This is a genomic window from Bacillus sp. JST-5 (assembly GCF_057747715.1).
Window position 1 is genome coordinate 1 of record NZ_JBYLHW010000159.1, and the last position, 1,159, is coordinate 1,159.

The 1,159-nt window shown below is 36.0% G+C and carries 1 pseudogene; it reads right to left on the bottom strand.

Features of this window, described 5'->3' with window-relative positions:
- Window positions 1–1,103: pseudogene (locus AC3ASS_RS14340) on the bottom strand (IS3 family transposase); the annotation flags it as partial.
- Between the last annotated feature and the right edge of the window lie 56 nt (window positions 1,104–1,159).

Here is a 1,159-nt window from a genome sequence, read left to right on the forward strand (position 1 = left end):
TAATTGTTTAACTCGTTTTTGGTATTCTGGGTGCGTATAATGGAATCCTTGATCTGAGTGAATCATTGCTTCGGGATGAATATTCCCATGTAGTGCTTTCTTTAAATTAGACAATGTCTTGTATGCAATACTCATGTCTAAACCAGATGAAAGTACATGAGCGACAATTTCTCTTGTAGCTACATCTTTTACGCAGGATAAATAACCTGTTCTTCCCCCTTGATATTGTAAGTAAGTAATATCAGTTAGGAATACTTTACCTGGCTCGTCCTGTTGGAAATCTCGATTTAAATGATTAGGCACCGTGCGATGTTCCTCGGTTGCTTTGGCGATTTTTCTATAAGGATTCGCACGTCTCACTTTCGCAAAGAAATTATATTTACGCATGATGCGAAGAATTTTTTTATGATTCATAGGAGAATGAAGTAATTCTACTACTGCCATGTATAGCCCTCGATAGCCGATTTTTCCTTTAGCTTTATCATAAATGGATTTCAGTAAGAGATAGTCTTGATAATCTTGTTCTTCCCGAATCATATTCTTTTCACTATTTTGTAGCCATTTATAGTACCCACTACGGCTAACACCTGTTAATTTACATAAATAGCTTGTCATATTCTTTAGTTGGTGAAGTCGAATCACTTCATTGATCATTTGATACTTCTCTTTGGGAGTTAGAATCGTCTCTTCTTCGCCTGCCTTTCGAGTGCTTCGAGCTTTTTTAATAATTCTAATTCGGCTTCCAAATATTTAATTCGCGCTTCTGCTTTTTCCAATTTTTTCTCAGTTGAAAGTTGCTTAGAAGTAGGACGACCTGTGCTACCTTTACCCCGCCGTTCTTCTAAAAAGCCTGCTTCTCCATATTTATTATATGTAGCTCGCCAACGCTCAAGCGAGCTCTGTGCTTTCTTTTTTCCTATCATGTCCAAATCAAAATCAGCCTCTATAAAGATTTGGACAGGTCCTTTCCCTGCAAGATTTTCTTTCACTGCTCGTATTTTAAATTCAGCAGTATATTGAATCGCACGATCAGATACAGATGAAACATTTGGATTCTTTTCTAATATTCGTCTTTGTTGTTCGTTAAAAATAATCTTACTCATAATAATTCTCCCGTTTCTCATTCATAAATTTTAGTATAACTGGGTTTTAAGTTATT